The following is a 263-nucleotide window of genomic DNA, read 5'->3' as shown; positions in this document are numbered from 1 at the left end:
AACATTAGCTAATTGGTGTATTAAAGCGGGCCTGCTAATCAGCCCCTTAGTGGCAGCCATGCAACGTCACTTGCTTAGTGAGCATAGTTTATGTGCCGATGAAACCCGTACACAAGTGTTAGATGAAGGTGACAACCCTAGCAGCAATTCCTACATGTGGGTTTATCGCAGCAATGAGGTCAGCCGTGAGCCTGTCGTGATTTACGATTACCAAGCAGGTCGAAGTCGCGCTTGCGCAAAAGAATTTCTTGCCGGTTATCAAG

At 47.5% G+C, this 263-nt stretch carries 1 protein-coding gene; it reads left to right on the top strand.

What is annotated here, in order from left to right:
* Nucleotides 1–58 precede the first annotated feature (58 nt).
* Nucleotides 59–263: IS66 family transposase (locus AAEZ18_RS19040; RefSeq protein WP_350552698.1), on the top strand; the 205-nt coding region annotated here is incomplete at its 3' end.

Source organism: Pseudoalteromonas sp. 19-MNA-CIBAN-0066, from assembly GCF_040308705.1.
Classification (GTDB): Bacteria; Pseudomonadota; Gammaproteobacteria; order Enterobacterales; family Alteromonadaceae; genus Pseudoalteromonas; species Pseudoalteromonas nigrifaciens.
The sequence above is the reverse complement of the archived record's forward strand: the minus strand, read 5'-3'. Positions and strand labels throughout refer to the sequence as shown.